Here is a 15,267-nt window from a genome sequence, read left to right as displayed (position 1 = left end):
CAGGCGTCCTCTCTAAAGCGAAATGTTGATCGTCGTCGGGCTGACATAGCGATAGTCAGGGACCGGCAGGTTGGACGGGGCCGGACCTTTGCGGATGCGACCGGACGTATCGTAGTGCGAGCCGTGGCACGGGCAGTACCAGCCGCCGTAGTCACCGGTATTGCCCTGCGACGGGCCGACCGGCACACAGCCGAGGTGCGTACAGGTGCCCGATGTCACCAGCATGGCGCGGTTCAGCTCACCATTCTGCATGGGAATGAGGCGCTCTTCATCGGTCTGCGGGTCGCGCAGCTTGCTGACATCGACAGCCTCGGCCGCCTTGATCTCGGCTTCGGTGCGGTGCCGAATGAAGAACGGCTTGCCGCCGATCAGCACGCGTACTTCGCCGCCAAGGGGCACCTTGGAAATGTCGACATCCAGGCTGGAGGCCGCTTTCGTGTCGCTGGCGGCATTCATCTGATCGATGAAGACATAAGCCAGCGCGCCTGCGCCGGCAGCCGCTGTCGCAGCTGTCGCGATGTGAATGAAATCACGGCGATCTTCGTCGATCGTCTCGTGGGGGGTCGATTGGGCTTCGCTCACTCTTCCGGTCCTTTGGTCAAGGATTGCTCCGAGATGCATACATTATCGGTTCGGGAAATCATTGCGGCGCAACGCCGCAAAGTGCCCTCCCCGTAATCTTCTGCGGCTGCGGTTAGCGCGCTCGCTCCAGCAATGCAAGCCACGCATGTCGGCCTGCGACGCCAAGACGCCGTTGAAGCTGCATTTGATACAGCGCCCGACAAGCGGCATCGCGTCGCATAGGTAACTGTCCGTAGGCGCTTTTTGCCCGCCCACGGCAATCGCAGGCTTTACCAGCGTCTGCAGAACGGCCATCACCTGCCTCATGTTGGAAGACCGCAAGCAAAAAGCCCGTGACTGGTTCGAATCCTTGCAGGGCGACATCATCGCCCGGTTCGAGGCGCTGGAAGACGAAGCCCAGCCGCCACTCTACCACGGTGAGCCAGGCCGATTCGTGAAAACCCCCTGGACACGCGGCGACGGATCGGAAGACCTCGGCGGCGGCACCATGGCCATCATGAAGGGCAAGGTGTTCGAGAAAGTCGGCGTGCACGTCTCCTGCGTCTATGGCGACTTCTCCGAGGCGTTCCGGGCCCAGATCCCCGGCGCCGACAAGTCGGGCGGCAAGTTCTGGGCCTCGGGCATCTCGCTGATCGCCCACCTCACCAATCCACGCATCCCGGCGGTGCACATGAACACACGCATGCTGGTCACGGCCGACAGCTGGTTCGGCGGTGGCGGCGACCTCACGCCCCTGCTCGACTACCAACGCCAGGACGATTTCCCTGACACCGCCGACTTTCACGCCGCCTTCAAGGAAGCCTGCGACAAGCATGACCCGGAATATTATCCGCGCATGAAGCAGCAGTGCGACGAGTATTTCTACCTGCCCCACCGTGAGGAGCCCCGCGGCACAGGCGGTATCTTCTATGATCGCCACAATACCGGTGACTGGGACAAGGACTTCGCCTTCACGCAGGATGTCGGCCGCGCCTTTGCAGACATCTATCCGCAGCTGGTGCGCCGCCGCATGGTCGAGAGCTGGACGCCCGAACAGCGCGAGGAACAGCTTGTCCGCCGGGGCCGCTATGTCGAGTTCAACCTGCTCTATGATCGCGGCACGACCTTTGGCCTGAAGACCGGCGGCAATGTGAACTCGATTCTCTCATCCATGCCGCCCGTGGTGAAGTGGCCCTGAAGCATCAGGCGGGCTCGGTATTCTCCCTGAGCCAACTGGCGTAGGCGTCAGCTTCGATCTCACCTGCCGCCAGCATAAGCGTCCAGGCGAGTCGGTCCGCCATGGGCGCCGTCAGCTTCAACCCGTTCGCGCGCATAAAAGTGAGACAGGCGACATAGCCCGTCCGCTTGTTGCCATCGACAAAAGGATGGTTCTGGATAATCCCTGCGCCATAAAGTGCGCCCAACGAGCAGAGATCGGTTTCACCATAGCCGTAGGCATTCAGCGCCCGCGCCAGGGCGCTGTCGAGCAGGCCCTCATCCCGCAGTCCGCCTGCCCCGCCATGCAGGGCGAGCTGGCGATCATGAACCTGCAGGATGAAGGTCTTGTCGAGCCATCGTGGCTCGCGGCTCATTTGGCGAGCGCGCGCAAGACGGCGCGGTTCTCGGCCATGATCTCTTCGGCCATTGACATGAGATCATCGGCTTCATGGTCGACCACAGCGAGTTCGATCCGGCCATCATGCGTCTGCACCACATCCACCGTATCGCCCTCCTCAACGCCAAGCGCATTGAGGATATCCCGCGGCAGAATCACGCCCAGCGAATTGCCAATCTTGCGGACTTTCATGCTGGCGGAGACTGGCGGCGTCAGCGGCGCGGCGCCAGCTTCCTTCATGCCCTTGTCTGTCTTGCGGTCCGTCATGGCGAGCCTCCTTGCGTTAGAACATGCGTTATAACATGCTCGCCTTTAACGGGCAATCAGCTCTTTTTCCCCAGTCGCTCGAGCAGGGCTTCCCTGTCTGGCTGGAAGTCCTCAGCCATCCACCATTCTTCGAGCGCGCGCAGCGTCTGACCGATCTCAGGGCCTTTCAATCCGGCCGCCAGCGCATCATCGCCACCAATCGGAAACTCCGGACGTCTCCAGGCGCGCGTGGCATGCAGCAGGTCGCGGACATTCCGGCCTGAAGTCAGCGCCCGGTCCACGACCGCCTGCTTGCCATGCCAGTAGAGCGCCTGACGCAGCTGGCGGGCGTTCAGCGTTGACACGTCGGGCAGGTTGTCGGCGGCCCACATGGTCAGCCGGTTGGCTTCAGCATTCGACAGCCGCAGGCGTTTCGAGACGGCAACCACGGAATTCGCGCTGCGATGGATAAGCCCCATCAGGCGAAGCATCGGGTCCGGCTGCACACCGGAAAGACCCTCGCTGACCCGCAGGTCGTGTAGCCCGTCCAGCGTCTCGGCCTCAGGCAGCAGGATGGAAAGAACACCGCTTTCCTTCATCGCCGCCACCGCCTCTGTCGGGTCGGGCGCGGCCAGCAGTTTGTGAAGCTCCTTCCAGATGCGTTCCGATGCGATCTGTTTCAGCCCGTCTTTCTGGCGCGCACAGGCGGCAAGGCCATCTTCATCGATGCCGGCACCATACCAGGCATTGAACCGGAAGAAGCGCAGGATGCGGAGATAGTCCTCTCTCAGGCGCTGGTCGGCATCCCCAATGAAGACGACGCGGCCATGCGCGGCATCCTCGAGCCCCCCCTCAATCGGATCGTGGATCGTGCCATCAGGCTCGGCGTAAAGCGCATTGAGGCGGAAGTCGCGGCGTGCGGCATCTTCAGTCCAGTCCTCGGTAAACGCGACCACCGCGCGGCGGCCATCGGTCTCCACGTCGCGACGCAGCGTGGTGATCTCGAATGGCTGACCCTGGTACACCGCTGTGATGGTTCCGTGCTCGATGCCGGTCGGGATGGCCTTGATACCCGCCGCTTCCAGCGCCCGGATGACGGCCTCCGGCGAGAGCTGTGTCGCAATGTCGATATCGTCGACGGGCATGCCCATCAGCGCATTGCGGACGCAACCGCCGACAAAGCGTGCACTGGCAGGGCGGGCCTGTTCAAGCGCGCGGATGACAGCCACGGTCTTCGGGTCGTTGAGCCAGTGCTGTCCTGAAAGAGAGGTCATTCTGGTAATTCAGGGTCGTTCGGCAGCGTATCTGAGGCTGGTGGGTCTGCTTCCGGCCGCTCTTCCAGCGGTCCGGCGGGGATGTTCGGGCCCGCAGGATCGGTCTCACCAAGGCCATGCGCCTTGCCACCGGGATCGCGGCTGGCGGGACTGCCGAGATCGGTCTTGAGCTTTTCACAAGGCACCTCGCGGCCACCGACCATCTCGCCATCGACCAGCCGACGCGGCTCGTAACACATCTCGCGCCCGCCCCGGTCCATGAAGATCAGGACGACCCATGCGGCCACAGCCAGTACGGCACCGATGCCGAACAGCGCCGCGATCGGCCACGGCTTGCGTCCCTCCTCGATCGCTTCGGCCGTTGCCAGCCGCCAGATCCCGAAGGCAGCGAATGGCAACAGGAAAATGACCAGTTCAAATATCAGCCTGTAGGTCACGCTTCAGTTTCCTCCTCGGGCTCATAGAGCCGTTCATATAAAGCGCGGATGATCCCTGCCGTCACGCCCCAGATCCTGTGCCCTTCATAGGGCATCTCAAAATAGTGTCGTGTCTGGCCGCGCCAATGCCCTGTCCGCTTCTGGTGATTCTTCGCACTCATCAGGAAAGAAAGCGGCGTCTCGAAGACATCGGCGACCTCTGTCGGATCGGGCTTGGCCACGAAGTCGGCCGGCAGCACGCCGACGACCGGCACGATGCGGAAGGCCGTGCCTGTAATGTAAGGCGCCCCGCGCGCGATCAGCTGCACGGTATCCGGCACCACGCCGACTTCCTCTTCCGCTTCGCGCAGCGCCGCTTCGATCTCGTCCGCATCGGCCGGATCGACCTTGCCTCCCGGAAAGGCGACCTGGCCTGCATGGGTCGGCATCGTATCCGGGCGGTGCGTCAGGAGCGCGGTCGGGCCGCTTTCACGCGGGATGAGTCCGACCAGCACGGCAGCCTGACGAATATTGGTGATGCCCTCTGCGTCGAGATACTCGATGTCGCCGCCTTCCGGCAGCCGCTCGCGGCCCTCGACAGGATCGAGGCGCAGGCGGGCGCGAGCCAGGAAGTCATCGAGATCGACAAATGCCATAAGGTCTATTCAGCCGCCCCGAGCGGAAAGAAAACCCCTTTCGACCAGACACCCAGCGTCTCGCCATCCTCCGGATCCGGCACGGCCATCCCGGCCAGCTCGTAGAAGACGGGCCGGGCGAGCTTTGCCTCCAGCCGTCCGCGCACGAGGACATAAGGCGAGGGCTCACCGGTTTCCGGATCGGTTTCCACGCGAATGGGATTGTCCGGACCGGCGACAACCACATCGCCGACACTGGTGGAAAAGGCGAGCGACTGGTCAGGCCCTGGCTCTCCGGCGCGGTCGACACGCACTGCGACAAAAGGCGCGTCCTCGACATGGACGACGACCTTTTCATAAGGGGTCACCAGCCAGGTGGACCCGTCCTCGTCCCTGCGCAGGATGGTCGAGAACAGCCGCACCAGCTTCTTGCGGTTGATCCGCGAGCCTTCGTGCCACCAGCTGCCATCGGACTTGATCTCCATGTCGATGTCGGTCGACCGTTCGGGCGACCACTTTTCGACCGGTGGCAATTTTCGTCCGCTCGGGTCTGGGGAAATCTCTTTCAGGAGCTCTTCCAGACTGATTACAGTATCGTATTTGGAATTCACATCGCGCTCCGCCATGATTTTGCCTAGACCTAGGTCTGTTGTAGGCGGGAGTGAAGACGGAGACCTCATGGCAGACGATAATCAGGCCATTGTTCAGGACGCAGAAGCGGCAGGCGACACGCTTGCAAAGGTCAAGGAGGAGATCGCCAAGGCGGTCTTCGGCCAGGACCGTGTAATCGAGCTGGCACTCTCGGCCATTCTGGCGGGCGGCCATGCCTTGCTGATCGGTGCGCCGGGCCTTGCAAAGACCCGGCTGGTCGATGCGATGGGCACCGCGCTGGGGCTCAATTCCGCCCGCATCCAGTTCACGCCAGACCTTATGCCGTCTGATATTCTCGGCTCCGAGGTGCTTGACGAAAGCGCCAGCGGCGAGCGCAGCTTCCGCTTCATCAAGGGCCCGATCTTCACGCAGCTCCTGATGGCCGACGAGATCAACCGCGCCTCGCCGCGCACCCAGTCCGCGCTGCTGCAGGCCATGCAGGAGCACCACGTGACCGTGGCCGGCGTCCGCTACGACCTGCCTGCGCCATTCCACGTCCTCGCCACGCAGAACCCGATCGAACAGGAAGGCACCTACCCGCTGCCGGAAGCCCAGCTCGACCGCTTCCTGCTCAAGATCGACGTCTCCTATCCCGACATCGACACCGAACGGAAAATCCTGATCGAGACGACCGGCGATGCCGACGCAAAGGTCGAGGCCGCGCTGACAGGTGACGACCTGATCAAGCTGCAACACCTGGTGCGCCAGATGCCGGTCGGTGAGAAAGTCCTGGCCGCCATCCTCACCACCGTGCGCGAAGCCCGGCCGGAACAGACCGCCGACGACCGCGTCAAACGTTTTGTCGACTGGGGCCCCTCTCCACGCGCCGGCCAGGCGCTGATGCTGGCCTGCCGGGCGCGCGCTCTCCTGCGCGGACGCCTCGCCCCCTCGCTCGAGGATGTCGAGGCGCTGGCCGAACCCTGTCTCGGCCACCGTATGGCCATGCGCTACGACCCGACCGGTCAGGCACCCGACCTTCGTGATCTCATAGGGGACCTTGCGAGGACCGCCGTCTGAAGATGACACCTGCTCTGCGATCCAGATGCATGCTGGCAGGCCTGGGGCTCGCTGGCGCAAGCGCGCTGTCAGCCTGCGCACGGGACGCCGGGCCGCCGGATGCCGACGCGCTGGCTGACTGTCATCGCTCGCTGCAGCGCGCTTCGCTTGCCGTGCAGGTGGCCGGGCCAGAAATGGCGCCGGGCGAACGCCAGGCCGCCCGCCGGCAGCTTTCTGATGCCAGCGCACGTGTCCTGCACGTCTGGGCAAAACGCGAAGGCCTCGACATCAGCGCCGCGCAATTTTCAGGTGAATCGGCAAAGGCCGAAGCTTTCCTTGAAGGGATCAATGCCGAGGCGGGATTGAGCGAGCAGCAACGCGCCGCTGCCCTGTCTTCCGCTGGCGACGCGCCGGAGCAGTGGCGAAACAGCATCGCCATTGCCCTCGATTGCGCAGAGAAGGTCGCGCCATGATGGACGCCGCCACCCTGCGCGCAGAAGCCGAGGTTCTTGCCCGTTCCCTTCCCGGCCTGAACCTGCAGGCCCGCGCCGCCGACACTGCGCATCTCGGCGCGGCCGGCCGCAAGCGTGCAGGCACCGGCGAACAGTTCTGGCAATACCGTCACTACGCCCAGGAGGATGCCGCCCAGCGGATCGACTGGCGCCGGTCCGGCCGGGGCGATGACCTGTTCGTTCGCGAGACCGAGCTGGAAACCTCGCGCACCGTGCTTTTCTGGTGCGACCCGCATGCCGGGTTTGACTGGTCAGGCGAACCGGCGCGCCTGCACAAGGCAGATGCCGCCCGTATTTCCATGCTGGCTGCTGCGCTGCTCCTGTCGAAGGCAGGAGAACGTATCGGCGCCCTGGGATCGGGCCGCACCCCCGGCTTCGGCAGGGCGGCCGGCGACAAGCTTGCCGAGGACCTGCTTGCCAAAACGGCGCAGGGCTTTCCGCCGCCGCCGAAATCCCAGTCCATCTTCGTCGTCGCGAGCGATTTCTATGATCCGGTTGATGTCTGGCGCGACCGCCTGGCGCCGCTGGCCGGCACATCGAAGGAAGGCATCCTTCTCGCCATCAGCGATCCCATCGAGGAAACGTTTCCGTGGCGCGGACGCGTGCGTTTCTCACGCCCGGGCGGAGCACTGTCCCGCATCTTCGGACGCGCAGAAACGATCCGCGAAGAATACGTCCAGCGCTACACCGCGCACTTTGAAGCGCTCGAGAACATGGCCGCCGGCATGGGCTGGCAGCTGGTGCGACATTCGACCGGCTCGCCGCTGCAGCGCTGCGCGTCTGACCTGAAACAGGCGCTCGAACTCTTCGGAGCGCGCCTATGATGTTCGGCCCCTTCCTGTTCGGTGCGCCGCTTGCCCTGCTCGGCCTGATCGCCCTGCCGGTGATCTGGTATGTGCTGCGCGCGACCCCGCCGGCCCCGCAGGAAGCCGACCTGCCATCCCTGCGCCTGCTCGACGATGTCACACCACGCGACGAGACCCCGGCGCGCACGCCATGGTGGATCCTGCTGCTGAGGATGCTGGCGGCCGCCGCGGCCATTATCGGCCTGTCGCAACCGGTCTATGCACCGGGAGCCAGCCCCGAAAGCGAAGCGTCCGGCCCCGTCCTTGTCGTGGTTGACAATGGCTGGACCAGTGCGGCCCGCTGGAGTGAGATCCGCTCGGTCGCCGCAGGCGCCCTTGATGGAGAAGGCCGCAACACGGCAGGCCACTTGCTGCTGACCGCACCAAAATCGCTGAATGCCGACCCGTCCGAACGGCTGACCAAGACCGAACTGCCCCAGCGGGTGAACTCGCTCGACCCGGTGGCGTGGGGCGTCGACCGCGAGGACGCGCTGGCGCGGCTGGAGGAAGCCGGGCTCGAGCCTGGCCGTATTTTCTGGGTGACCGACGGCCTCGATCCTGAAACCGCCCTGCCCTTTGCCCGGGCCTTGTCGGCTGTCGCACCGCTCAGCGTCTATGCCGCCCCACCCCGCGGGCCATCCGCGATTACCGCGCTGAGCTCCGACGCCGATGGGGCGACGGTGAGGCTCACCCGGGCCGATACCGCAGAGGACAGCCAGCGCTATGTCTCCGCGCTGACGCTCGACGGGGCTGCGCTCGCCACGGCGGAAGCCTCCTTCGCCAAGGATCAGGCCGATGCGCAGGCCGTATTCGACATTCCCGCGGCCGCTCTGGCCCGGATAGCCCGCTTTACCATCACGGGCTCTGAAGGCGCTGGCAGTGTATGGCTCTGGGATTCAGCAGCACGTTCCCGCCGAGTCGGCCTTGTCTCGGGCGACTCGGCGGCCCAGCCGCTGCTTTCTGACATGCACTATGTCCGAAAGGCGCTTGAGCCTTTCGCCACGATTACCGAGAGCAGCCTGCCGGACCTGATTGCCGCCAACCCTGATGCGATCATCATGACCGATATCGGCCAGTTGGCCCCGGACCTCGAAACAGAGGTGACCGAATGGGTCCGGAAGGGCGGCGCGCTGATCCGGTTTGCAGGTCCGCGCATGGCCGGACAGGTCGACAATCTCGTACCAACCCCGCTGCGCCGTTCTTCGCGTGCGATTGGCGGGGCGCTGACATGGGAAGATCCGCAATCGATCGGCAGCTTTCCGGCGACCTCACCCTTCACTGGCCTGCCCACGCCGGAGGATGTGAGAATCCGCCAGCAGGTTCTGGCGCGGCCCGATCCGGAACTCGCCAGCAAGACCTGGGCGCGGCTTTCGGACGGCTCTCCGCTGGTCACCGCTGCATCGCGCGGACAGGGCATGCTGATCCTGTTTCATGTCACGGCCGGGCCGGACTGGTCGGACCTGCCCTATTCCGGCACCTTCGTTGAAATGCTGCGCCGGGCCATCGCGGCCGGTCGCGGAGAGGCCGTCAGCGACAGCGAGGGCACCTATTCGCCAGACATCGTGCTCAACGGCTATGGCCGCCTGGTGACGCCCGATTCCAATGCGACGCCGGTCGCCGCCAGCGACTTTGCCGGGATCGAGCCGTCCGAGTCCCATCCTCCGGGTCTCTACCGTGGGCCATCCGGCACCCGCGCGATCAATGCCGCGGCGGGCTATGAAGCCGAGCTGGTTACAGACTGGCCGACCGGAACACGCCTGCTCGGCGATGCGGAAGCCCGGTCTGCCCGGCTCGGCGGCCCGCTACTGGGCCTTGCGGGGCTTCTGATTGCCATCGACCTGATCATCGCGCTCGCCATTGCCGGGCGCCTGCCGCTGGTCAACCGCGCCGCGCGCGCAGCCGTTCTCGTGGCGCTGGCCTTCCCGGCCGTCCAGGCTGTCCAGCTGCCGGCAGAAGCCCAACGCTATGATGTCAGCCCCAGCCCCTATAGCTACCGCTCGAGCCCCGGCTACGGCGTCGACGTCAATGTCTCCGGGGAGATCGACAAGGCGACGGAAGCGGCCCTCGACATGCGGCTGGCCTATATCAAAACGGGCGATGCCGCTGTCGACCAGGCGACATTGGCAGGCCTGCGCGGCCTCTCGCTCGTCCTGTACCGGCGTACCTCCGTGGAACCGGCCGAGCCGCACGATGTCGATCCTGAGACCGATGCGCTCGATGTCTATCCCGTGATCTTCCTCGCCCTGCCGGCAGGCGCCGAGCCGCTCAGCTCGCGGGCCGTCGAGCGGCTGAACGAGTATCTCCGCAATGGTGGCGCGCTCTTCATCGACACGCGCAATGGCGGCGACATGGCCGGGTCCGACAGTTTCGCCGACCTCGACCGGATGCTGCCCGGCCTCGATACGCCGCCCCTCTCGCCCGTGCCGCAGGATCATGTGCTGACCCGCAGCTTCTACCTGCTCGACAGCTTTCCCGGCCGCTACCAGAACCGCCGCCTCTGGATCGAGTCCTCCGGCGTCGGCGACAAGGCCGAGCGTCGCGGCGATGGCGTTTCCCGGCTGATTATCGGGGATGCGGACTATCTAGCCGCCTGGGCAGTCGATGAGCATGGCCGCCCGGTCTATTCCGTCGATGGCGGGGACCAGCAGCGCGAACTGGCCAAGCGCTTCGGGATCAATCTGATCATGTACGTGCTGACAGGCAACTACAAGGAAGACCAGGTCCACCTGCCCGCCCTGCTGGAACGCCTCGGCGAACGCGATGAGGACGCCCCGGCGCCGGAAGACCGCTTCGACTTCAACAATATCCCGCCAAGCCCCGATGGAGGCCCGAACTGACCGAGGCCGGACGCATAAGCTTTGACCCGCTGCTCGGCTGGCCGGTCCTCATCGCCCTGCTGGTGGTGTGTGTGCTGGCCTATCTCGCCTATCTGCGCTGGCGCGGACGGGCCTGGCTGACACGCGCCGCGGCGCTGACGGCGCTGGCCGCCGCCCTGTCCAATCCGGCTTATGTCCGCGAGGAGCGCGAACCGCTGCCGTCCGTCGCCGCCGTCATCGTCGACCGCTCCGAAAGCATGACCTTCGGCGAGCGCACCGAGATCGCGAATGCCGCGCGCGAACAGCTGCAGGACGAACTCGATGCCGATGCCTCGCTCGAGGTCCGCATCATCGAGACCGACAGCCAGTCGGATGGCACCAACCTGATCGGCGCGCTGGAAGGCCTGATGGCGGATGTCCCGCGTGACCGGATTGCCGGTGCCGTGCTGATCACCGACGGGCAGGTCCATGACATACCGGAGAGCCTGTCCCGGCTTGCCGAGCTTGGGCCCATCCATGCCCTGATTTCCGGCGACCCCGACAGCGGTGACCGGCGCATCTCGCTCGTCCAGTCGCCCGATTTCGGGATTGTCGGCGAGGAGGCGCAATTCGTCGTGCGCGTCGATGACCCGGTCGCCAACACCGCGACCGTCACCGTTTCGGTGAATGGCGGCCTGCCGGAACGCATCACCGTGGAGACTGGCGAGGACACCCCGCTGCCCATCGAGATCGAGCGGCGCGGCGACAATATCGTCGTGGTCGAGACGCCGGAGGGTGAGCAGGAGCTGACCATGGCGAATAACCGCACCGCCGCCACGCTCTCAGGCGTGCGTGATCGCCTCCGCGTGCTGCTGATCACCGGCAAGCCGAACGCCGCCGGCCGGGTCTGGCGCGACCTCCTGAAATCCGACCCCTCGGTCGACCTCGTCCACTTCACCATCCTGCGCCCGCCCTTCAAGCAGGACATCACCCCGCTTGAGGAAATGGCGCTGATCGCCTTCCCCACGGACGAACTGTTCGAGGGCAAGCTCGACGAGTTCGATCTCATCATCTTCGACCAGTATGAGCGGCGCACCGTCATCACGATGAGCTACCTCGCCAACATGGCGCGCTATGTCGCCGATGGCGGGGCCCTGCTGATCGCGGCGGGCGAGGATTTCGCCGGCCCGGCCAGCCTCGCCAACACACCGCTCGCAGGCGTGCTGCCCGCCCTGCCGACCAATACGATCGAGGTCGGCGAATTCACGCCGGAACTCTCAGACACGGGCAAGCGCCACACCGTCACCCAGAGCCTCGACGGCCAGAGCTGGGGCGGCTGGGTGCGCTATATCGAGGCGACCGCAGAGGCCGGTGACGTGCTGATGACGGCCAATGGCGACCCGCTGCTCGTGGTCGACCGCGTCGGCGATGGCCGGGTCGCGCAGCTCCTGTCGGGCCAGATCTGGCTCTGGGCGCGCGGCCATGATGGCGGCGGGCCGTTTGCCGAGCTGATCCGGCGCATGGTGCACTGGCTGATGAAGGAGCCGGAACTGGAAGAGCGCCAGCTGCGGCTGGAAGCCCAGGGCGACACGCTGCGCGCGACGCTGCGCACCCTGTCGGACAATGCCCCGCCGCTCTCCATCGAGACACCCGACGGCGCGCTGATGGAGCCGAACTGGCAGGAAGCCGGCCCGGGCGAGTTCGTCGCCGAAGCCCCGATTGACCGGCTCGGCCTGTTCCGTGCCCGCTCCGGCGGGCTCGAAGCCGTGACGCTGAACGGCCCGGCCAATCCGAAGGAATATGCCGCGCTGGAAGCGACGCCCGACATCCTCCAGCCGGTGGCCGACATCACCGGCGGCGGTGTCTACACGCTGGACCGCCCGGGCGACAGCCTGCCGGATATCCGCCGTGTCGGCCGCAATGCCTCGGCGCAAGGCGCCGGCTGGCTCGGCCTGCGTGAGCGGGGCGCCTATGCGGTCAGAAGCTCAACCAGCCTGCCGCTCCTGCCGGGACTATTGGCGGCGCTGGCGATTGTGGCGTTCCTGCTGCTGGCGTGGCGGCGTGAGGGGCGGTAGATCAGGCGGCCGGCTTGATCTCGACCAGTGTGAGCGCGAATTGCAGATCTTCACCAGCAAGAGGGTGGTTGGCGTCGGCCGTGACCTTTTCGTCGCCGACTTCGGTGATCGTAAGGTTCACCGTTGACCCATCCTGCTGTTGAGCCGCCAGGGTCATTCCAGGCTCGAGGGCCGGCTCACTCGGCAGTTGCTCGCGCGGAATATCGATAAGCATGTCTTCCCGGCGCGGGCCGAAAGCATTGTCAGCGCTGACCATGACGGACCGCTCTCCACCGACCTCCAGACCATCGAGGGCGGCTTCGACTTCCGGAAAGATCTGGCCCTCGCCTATGGTCACGGATGCCGGCGTGCCGTCTTCGGTCTTGCCAACAACCCGGCCGTCATTTGTTTGAACAGTGTAGTCTATCAGGACAGTGTCGCCCTTCGTTGCGGACTGCATAGTATAATCCTATCGTGTGTTGATGAGGTCAGGCGCAGGCATGCGCCCCAGCAACTCACAGTCGTCGCAATCCCAGCGCTGCCTGTCAAATTCAGGCACCGGGCATAGCTTTGCGCATGGCTCGCCATGCTGATGCCCGCGAATGCGGCGCCTGCGCCCTGCCAAGGGCAATAGCCATTACAGCCCGCGCCGGACTCGACCCTGCCGCGCAAGCGCTCTAAGCAGGAACTGTTTCTAACAGTGAGAGAGGGGCGCAACCATGGGATCAGGATCGTTCAGGGCCGTGCTGCTGGGGCTCGCCGCTGGCGCAGCCATCGCCGCAGCCAGCCCGGAAGCCGCCGCGCAAGCTGCAGAGGCCGCCCCCTGCCAGGTCAGCGACGTCAGCCCCCGCGCCGACAAGAAGATCAAGCAGTGGTACCGCAAGACCGCCCGCCTGCCCTCTTACCGCAAGGACGATATCCGCGACCACATCAACAGCATCCTCAGCGACATCCAGGCCGAGTCGCAGAAGGACAAGTACACCTGCCGCGACCGCGAAGCCTTCTACGGCGCCTCGATCTTCGTCAGCGCGGAATCGCCGGACCCGCTCACCGCTGCGGCGGCCCTCGACGTGATTGTCCAGAGCCTCGAATACGATGACAGCGGCACGAAGGAAGAAAAGGTCCGCACGCTGATCCACAAGCTGCGCGATGCCGAACGCCCGCAGGCGCTTGTCCTGATCGACCAGCGTGAGCGCGCCGCCGCGCCCGCCTCCCTCAAGCCTCAGCTTACATGGGCCCACGCCATCGGCCTGCTCGGCCAGGACAGGCCGGCCGAGGCGCTCGACCTGCTGCTGCCGCTCCTCGATACGTTTGGAGAAGAAGACAGCCGCACCCCCTTCAGGACGGCCTACGCCATTGCCCTTCACCAGGGCGATGAGGCGCTTGCCGCGGAGATCGAGGCCAGGGCCGAGACGTATTTCTCCGGCTTCGACATGCCGCCGCCGCACCCGCTGGCGGGCAATGACCTGCTGGAGACGATGAAGATGCGGCTCATCGGGACGCTTCTCTACCCGGAGCCGGGGGAGCCTCCAAGGCCCTCCTACCCGTCCGAGGCCGCCTCGCACGGGATGGAAGGCTATTGCGACGTCCATTTCGACATCGACACACGTGGCAGGCCCATGAATGTCGATGCCGAGTGCAGTGACAGGGAGTTCCGGAAGGAGTCCGAGAAGGCGGTCGCCGCGCTGCGCTTCGACCCGCTGATTGTCGACGGCCAGGCCTATGAACGCCACGCCATCATCTATCCGCTGGAATACCAGCTCGAGGACTAGGCCGGGTTGCTGGCTGGGGCTGCGTGAGCGGGGCGCCTATGCGGTCAGAAGCTCGACCAGCCTGCCGCTCCTGCCGGGTCTGCTCGCGGCGCTGGCGATTGTGGCGTTCCTGCTGCTGGCGTGGCGGCGTGAGGGGCGGTAGAGGGATGGGAGAAGACCTAAGTTCGATTGCTTTTTAGTCGCCACCTATCAATTTACATGCATTTTGGGTAGAAAATTGCGTGCAGATTGCGAGAAAATAAATGAGCTATCACGAGTACCAAGCCCGGATCGGCAAAGACATCTCTACCGTAATAAGCGACTTGCAATGTCAGCCGGTGCTATTCTTTGGCTCAGGTATGTCGAAACGATATTTTGGGGCACCCAGCTGGACTGAACTATTGCGGCATCTCGCTGAAGAGAACCCGCTAATTGATAAGGACTACGCCTACTACGCCCAATCGTGCTCATCGCAGCCGCAAATTGGTAAAGTATTTTCCGACTTCTATCGAGAGTGGGCTTGGTCAACGGGAAAAAATCGATTTCCGAAACAGCTTTTTGATGAGGCAACTCCAGCAGACTTGTTTCTCAAAACTGCGATAGCACAACACTTTGACGAGAGAACACCAAAGGAATTGAGCGACCTGCCTGATGAATCTCTCGCCAAGGAAATTGGCCTGCTGGCAGAAATAAAGCCCCACGCGGTTATCACGACCAATTACGACACATTTCTTGAAACCGTTTTTCCAGATCACGAAGTGATTGTTGGACAGAATGCACTTCGCGGCATGCCCTTCACTATAGGCGAAATATACAAGATCCACGGGTGCGTAACGGAACCAAATGAAATCGTTATTACAAGTGACCCAACCCCGTGATCCGGGCCGTTCATTCGGAGAGTCTGTTCGCCTTTCTT

General features: G+C 64.4%; 17 protein-coding genes. 8 read left to right on the top strand and 9 right to left on the bottom strand.

Going from position 1 to position 15,267, the window contains the following annotated elements; translation table 11 throughout:
• Positions 1-12: 12 nt before the first annotated feature.
• Positions 13-582, bottom strand: coding sequence for a ubiquinol-cytochrome c reductase iron-sulfur subunit (petA, locus tag Q1K29_RS13130; protein WP_300395524.1), 570 nt, complete (start codon positions 580-582; stop codon positions 13-15).
• A gap of 42 nt (positions 583-624) precedes the next feature.
• On the bottom strand, positions 625-876 hold the full coding sequence (locus Q1K29_RS13125) for a hypothetical protein (protein WP_300395522.1): 252 nt from the start codon (positions 874-876) through the stop codon (positions 625-627).
• 10 nt (positions 877-886) lie between these two features.
• Here Q1K29_RS13125 and hemF point away from each other — a divergent pair, with 10 nt between their 5' ends.
• Positions 887-1,759 carry an oxygen-dependent coproporphyrinogen oxidase gene (gene hemF / locus Q1K29_RS13120; RefSeq protein WP_300395520.1) on the top strand — a complete coding sequence of 291 codons (873 nt, stop codon included), beginning with the start codon at positions 887-889 and terminating at the stop codon, positions 1,757-1,759.
• Between the two features lie 4 nt (positions 1,760-1,763).
• Here the strand turns inward: hemF and Q1K29_RS13115 are convergent, their stop codons facing one another.
• From Q1K29_RS13115 to Q1K29_RS13090, 6 genes are read right to left on the bottom strand one after another with little or no spacing between them, the layout of a single operon-like run.
• Positions 1,764-2,153, bottom strand: coding sequence for a type II toxin-antitoxin system death-on-curing family toxin (locus Q1K29_RS13115; RefSeq protein ID WP_300395518.1), 390 nt, complete (start codon positions 2,151-2,153; stop codon positions 1,764-1,766).
• On the bottom strand, positions 2,150-2,443 hold the full coding sequence (locus tag Q1K29_RS13110) for an AbrB/MazE/SpoVT family DNA-binding domain-containing protein (protein WP_300395516.1): 294 nt from the start codon (positions 2,441-2,443) through the stop codon (positions 2,150-2,152). Before Q1K29_RS13110 ends, Q1K29_RS13115 begins: the two co-directional genes overlap by 4 nt.
• Positions 2,444-2,499: 56 nt before the next feature.
• Positions 2,500-3,696: a CCA tRNA nucleotidyltransferase gene (locus Q1K29_RS13105; RefSeq protein WP_300395514.1), complete on the bottom strand. Its 1,197-nt coding sequence runs from the start codon at positions 3,694-3,696 to the stop codon at positions 2,500-2,502.
• Positions 3,693-4,133, bottom strand: coding sequence for a DUF6111 family protein (locus Q1K29_RS13100; protein WP_300395512.1), 441 nt, complete (start codon positions 4,131-4,133; stop codon positions 3,693-3,695). Before Q1K29_RS13100 ends, Q1K29_RS13105 begins: the two co-directional genes overlap by 4 nt.
• Positions 4,130-4,768: a CoA pyrophosphatase gene (locus tag Q1K29_RS13095; RefSeq protein WP_300395510.1), complete on the bottom strand. Its 639-nt coding sequence runs from the start codon at positions 4,766-4,768 to the stop codon at positions 4,130-4,132. The genes Q1K29_RS13100 and Q1K29_RS13095 overlap by 4 nt, the downstream gene beginning before the upstream one ends.
• A 5-nt stretch (positions 4,769-4,773) precedes the next feature.
• Positions 4,774-5,373, bottom strand: a complete 600-nt coding sequence (locus Q1K29_RS13090; RefSeq protein WP_300395508.1) for a DUF1285 domain-containing protein — start codon at positions 5,371-5,373, stop codon at positions 4,774-4,776.
• Between the two features lie 52 nt (positions 5,374-5,425).
• On the opposite strand from Q1K29_RS13090, the gene Q1K29_RS13085 reads away from it, so the two are divergent.
• The 5 genes from Q1K29_RS13085 to Q1K29_RS13065 all read left to right on the top strand — a co-directional run bounded on the left by Q1K29_RS13085 (position 5,426) and on the right by Q1K29_RS13065 (position 12,621).
• On the top strand, positions 5,426-6,415 hold the full coding sequence (locus tag Q1K29_RS13085; RefSeq protein ID WP_300395506.1) for a MoxR family ATPase: 990 nt from the start codon (positions 5,426-5,428) through the stop codon (positions 6,413-6,415).
• Positions 6,416-6,444: 29 nt separating this feature from the next.
• Positions 6,445-6,867, top strand: coding sequence for a hypothetical protein (locus Q1K29_RS13080; protein ID WP_300395504.1), 423 nt, complete (start codon positions 6,445-6,447; stop codon positions 6,865-6,867).
• Positions 6,864-7,730 carry a DUF58 domain-containing protein gene (locus tag Q1K29_RS13075; protein ID WP_300395502.1) on the top strand — a complete coding sequence of 289 codons (867 nt, stop codon included), beginning with the start codon at positions 6,864-6,866 and terminating at the stop codon, positions 7,728-7,730. The genes Q1K29_RS13080 and Q1K29_RS13075 overlap by 4 nt, the downstream gene beginning before the upstream one ends.
• Positions 7,727-10,588: a DUF4159 domain-containing protein gene (locus Q1K29_RS13070; RefSeq protein ID WP_300395500.1), complete on the top strand. Its 2,862-nt coding sequence runs from the start codon at positions 7,727-7,729 to the stop codon at positions 10,586-10,588. The genes Q1K29_RS13075 and Q1K29_RS13070 overlap by 4 nt, the downstream gene beginning before the upstream one ends.
• Before the next feature lie 71 nt (positions 10,589-10,659).
• The gene (locus Q1K29_RS13065; protein ID WP_300395499.1) at positions 10,660-12,621 is read left to right on the top strand and encodes a hypothetical protein; all 1,962 of its coding nucleotides are present in this window, start codon (positions 10,660-10,662) and stop codon (positions 12,619-12,621) included.
• 1 nt (position 12,622) lies between these two features.
• Here the strand turns inward: Q1K29_RS13065 and Q1K29_RS13060 are convergent, their stop codons facing one another.
• Positions 12,623-13,060: an FKBP-type peptidyl-prolyl cis-trans isomerase gene (locus Q1K29_RS13060; RefSeq protein ID WP_300395498.1), complete on the bottom strand. Its 438-nt coding sequence runs from the start codon at positions 13,058-13,060 to the stop codon at positions 12,623-12,625.
• A gap of 259 nt (positions 13,061-13,319) precedes the next feature.
• On the opposite strand from Q1K29_RS13060, the gene Q1K29_RS13055 reads away from it, so the two are divergent.
• Positions 13,320-14,372, top strand: a complete 1,053-nt coding sequence (locus tag Q1K29_RS13055) for an energy transducer TonB (protein ID WP_300395497.1) — start codon at positions 13,320-13,322, stop codon at positions 14,370-14,372.
• 242 nt (positions 14,373-14,614) lie between these two features.
• Positions 14,615-15,229 carry an SIR2 family protein gene (locus tag Q1K29_RS13050; protein ID WP_300395496.1) on the top strand — a complete coding sequence of 205 codons (615 nt, stop codon included), beginning with the start codon at positions 14,615-14,617 and terminating at the stop codon, positions 15,227-15,229.
• Positions 15,230-15,267 lie beyond the last annotated feature (38 nt).

The organism is Henriciella sp., from assembly GCF_029937755.1.
Taxonomy (GTDB): domain Bacteria; phylum Pseudomonadota; class Alphaproteobacteria; order Caulobacterales; family Hyphomonadaceae; genus Henriciella.
The sequence above is the reverse complement of the archived record's forward strand: the minus strand, read 5'-3'. Positions and strand labels throughout refer to the sequence as shown.

What these genes read in the sequence shown, in the direction of transcription:
- Q1K29_RS13050 (WP_300395496.1), top strand. Translation starts at nt 14,615, where the DNA reads ATGAGCTATCACGAGTACCAAGCCCGGATCGGCAAAGACATCTCTACC.
- Q1K29_RS13075 (WP_300395502.1), top strand. Translation starts at nt 6,864, where the DNA reads ATGATGGACGCCGCCACCCTGCGCGCAGAAGCCGAGGTTCTTGCCCGT.
- hemF (WP_300395520.1), top strand. Translation starts at nt 887, where the DNA reads ATGTTGGAAGACCGCAAGCAAAAAGCCCGTGACTGGTTCGAATCCTTG.
- Q1K29_RS13125 (WP_300395522.1), bottom strand. Translation starts at nt 876, where the DNA reads ATGGCCGTTCTGCAGACGCTGGTAAAGCCTGCGATTGCCGTGGGCGGG.
- Q1K29_RS13110 (WP_300395516.1), bottom strand. Translation starts at nt 2,443, where the DNA reads ATGACGGACCGCAAGACAGACAAGGGCATGAAGGAAGCTGGCGCCGCG.
- Q1K29_RS13090 (WP_300395508.1), bottom strand. Translation starts at nt 5,373, where the DNA reads ATGGCGGAGCGCGATGTGAATTCCAAATACGATACTGTAATCAGTCTG.
- Q1K29_RS13085 (WP_300395506.1), top strand. Translation starts at nt 5,426, where the DNA reads ATGGCAGACGATAATCAGGCCATTGTTCAGGACGCAGAAGCGGCAGGC.
- Q1K29_RS13080 (WP_300395504.1), top strand. Translation starts at nt 6,445, where the DNA reads ATGCTGGCAGGCCTGGGGCTCGCTGGCGCAAGCGCGCTGTCAGCCTGC.
- Q1K29_RS13055 (WP_300395497.1), top strand. Translation starts at nt 13,320, where the DNA reads ATGGGATCAGGATCGTTCAGGGCCGTGCTGCTGGGGCTCGCCGCTGGC.
- Q1K29_RS13095 (WP_300395510.1), bottom strand. Translation starts at nt 4,768, where the DNA reads ATGGCATTTGTCGATCTCGATGACTTCCTGGCTCGCGCCCGCCTGCGC.
- Q1K29_RS13105 (WP_300395514.1), bottom strand. Translation starts at nt 3,696, where the DNA reads ATGACCTCTCTTTCAGGACAGCACTGGCTCAACGACCCGAAGACCGTG.
- Q1K29_RS13060 (WP_300395498.1), bottom strand. Translation starts at nt 13,060, where the DNA reads ATGCAGTCCGCAACGAAGGGCGACACTGTCCTGATAGACTACACTGTT.
- Q1K29_RS13115 (WP_300395518.1), bottom strand. Translation starts at nt 2,153, where the DNA reads ATGAGCCGCGAGCCACGATGGCTCGACAAGACCTTCATCCTGCAGGTT.
- Q1K29_RS13070 (WP_300395500.1), top strand. Translation starts at nt 7,727, where the DNA reads ATGATGTTCGGCCCCTTCCTGTTCGGTGCGCCGCTTGCCCTGCTCGGC.